The 2,828-nt window shown below is 60.4% G+C and carries 2 protein-coding genes and 1 pseudogene; all 3 read right to left on the reverse strand.

The genetic code is table 11. The features are described from left to right. Positions 1–148: 148 nt before the first annotated feature. On the reverse strand, positions 149–856 hold the full coding sequence (locus QOC89_RS04835; protein ID WP_416340354.1) for a DapH/DapD/GlmU-related protein: 708 nt from the start codon (positions 854–856) through the stop codon (positions 149–151). Positions 857–904: 48 nt separating this feature from the next. Beyond that, positions 905–2,038, reverse strand: a complete 1,134-nt coding sequence (locus QOC89_RS04840) for an alpha-D-ribose 1-methylphosphonate 5-triphosphate diphosphatase (protein ID WP_323043982.1) — start codon at positions 2,036–2,038, stop codon at positions 905–907. A gap of 321 nt (positions 2,039–2,359) precedes the next feature. Further along, positions 2,360–2,690, reverse strand: a pseudogene (locus QOC89_RS04845) (hypothetical protein); the annotation flags it as partial. Positions 2,691–2,828: the final 138 nt, after the last annotated feature.

Here is a 2,828-nt window from a genome sequence, read left to right on the forward strand (position 1 = left end):
GACGAAATTCCATATGAAACTTGCTCCGCTAATTTGAAAGGGTTTTGTCCGTTCCGAAGATTTCACCCAATACGGCCTCTTAATGTCTGGACGTCCAGATGAATCGGATTGGGCAAAAATAGTTGCTGTGTGCGCGCCCGTTAATACATCAACGGCCGTATTTCTCGGCGAATTCGATTGCGGTGAGGTCCCGGAAGTCGGCGAGAGCCGCGTCGATCTGCTCGGGATCCCAGTCCCACCAGGCAATCTGCTGCAGCCGTTCGGATGTCTGCGCGTCGACGCGAAAGCGCAGCACGCGCGCCGGCACGCCAACGACGATAGCGAACGGTGGCACATCTTTGGTCACGACGGCTCCCGAACCAACGGCTGCACCCGTGCCGATCGTCACGCCGGGCATGATGATGGCGTTATGCCCGAGCCACACGTCGTGGCCGATCTGCACACGGTCCTGCGCGCGCCATTGGAAGATGCCGGCGTCGTCATCCAGCGAAAGCCCGTACGAGCGCGAGCGATAGGTAAAGTGGTGGTGGGTCGCCCGCCACGATGGATGGTTGGGCGGATTGATACGCACGCCCGTGGCGATATTGGCGAACTTTCCGATGACCGCGTGGGCGATCTGATTGTCGCCCATCGCATAGCCGTAGTCGCCGATTACCGTTTCGGCGACATGACTGCGGGGGCCAAGATACGTGTAGCGGCCAAAGTCGCTGGCTCGAACGACTGCAGTGGGATGGATTTCCGGATCTTCAGACATGAGTCGGCCGAGCGTCCACGGATCCGCAGCGACGCCATGATTAATCAACATAAAAGCTCGAAGTTCAATGATGAGATGACAGTGTTGGCGCTTGCCTCGCACTCACATGACGAGGCTGCGCAGAAAGGCGTGATAGCAGGGTGGTCTCCGTCAGACGACGCGTTCGCCCGCCCGCCAGGTCGCGCGGGGTACGGGTAGCGTGTCATGCATTCGCACGCGCACAAAGTCGGCCCGCAACCCGGGGGCGATCGCGCCGCGGTCGTGCAATCCCACTGCGCGAGCGGGCTCGGCCGAGACGGTTGCCATGGCACGCGGGAGCGTCCAGCCAGCCTTGCCAACGAGTTCGAATGCCGCGGTCAACAGACTCGACGGGACATAATCAGACGACAGGATGTCGAGCAGTCCAGCGTTCGCGAGTTCGAGCGCGGAGACGTTGCCCGAGTGCGAACCGCCTCTCACGATGTTGGGCGCGCCCATGATCGTCGCGATACCATGTTCTCGCGCGGCTTGTGCGGCCACAAGGGTGGTCGGGAATTCGGCCAGCGCGATGCCTTCGGCGGCCGCCTGTTCGACATGCTCGACTACCGTATCGTCATGGCTCGCCACCGGTATGCCGAGCTTCACACAGCGCGCTACGATTTCGCGACGGTGCCGGTCGGCGTAGCGTTCCTGTCCATCCGCAAGTTCGGCTACCACGGCGGCAAAATGTTCGTCAGTCAACTTGCCGTGACGTTCCTGCCAGCGCCGCCATTGATTGCGATCCTGCCATTGCCGCTGTCCCGGCGTGTGATCCATGACGGAAGCAAGACGTAGCAGCGGATGCGCGTAGAGCGAGTCGAATACGTCGACCACGTCTGGCGCGGCGATTTCGCAGCGCAGGTGCAGGAAATGTTCGGCCCGGAGCAACTCGCTCTGGGACAAGCGCGCGAGTGCTTGTGTGCACTGCGTCTGCAGATCGCGGTTGTGCATGTCCACGTCGGAACGCGCGCCGATTCTGAGCGAATCGAACACGGTGGTGATGCCGGCGGCGGCCACCTGAGCATCGTGAATCACGAACGCCGCGTCGATATTCCACCGCACGCCGGGGCGCGGCGCGAGATGCTTCTCAAGATTGTCGGTGTGCAGTTCAATCAGGCCCGGCAGCAGATAGTCTCCGTCCCAGTCAACGGCTTCGCGCGCGGCCGTGCTGCCGCGTTCGACATCGCGAATGACGCCGTCTTCAATGCGCACGGTCCCGATCAACTCTTCATCTCGCGTAACGACGCGAGCGATCCTGATCAACATCGACGAACTCCGTATGCGTACCAGCCAAACGTAGCGTTGCTGTAAGACGCGGTAGTGTGGTTGTAATTCGGGGCGGTGCGACGCTCATCGCCATTCGTGTCGAGCGGGGGCCCAGTGATGTGGTCCCACGTGTCATCTAAACGTCTAGATGTATTGGGATACGCTTGCAACCCCGTAACGCGAGCGACGCACGTCACATTTCCATCATGGCTCGCGCACTGAAATGCGCGAGCAGTTCAAGCATTTGAGCCGCTCGGAATGACAACACCATGACATCTGCGGAGAAAGCAATGCCACACACTGCCGGCGAAAAACTGCGCGTCACCCAGGAATGATCCGCTCCGCCTTCAACCGGTCAAACAACGCAACGAATGCGTCTGGCGTGCTCTGATAATCAAGAAAGCCTGCCTTGCGGCTTTTCGTCATGTCTGTGAGCACTTTCATCGGGCGTCCGAGATCGGCATCGGTATGCCACCATGACACCAGCTTGCCGATGTCCGCTTCGATCAGATCGAACCGCGCCGCAATCCCGGACGGCGAGCGTCAGCCCCATGTTCATCGCGTTGCCGACAGCAAAACCGATGATCGTGTGCGGACGATCCACGCCCCAGCTGAAGCCGTACCGCTGTGCCGCTTCGAACAGGCGATCTTCGCATACGGTAGAACTACCGCGTGTGTTACCGCGCGTGCGGCAGATTGAATGTACCACCACTATCGAATTGGGATCCCAGGTGTAACGGGCGCTATGGCCGAAGAGCCTTCATCGCACCACGTGTTTCTACCAGCAACT

Source organism: Paraburkholderia sp. (assembly GCF_034668105.1).
GTDB lineage: Bacteria > Pseudomonadota > Gammaproteobacteria > Burkholderiales > Burkholderiaceae > Paraburkholderia.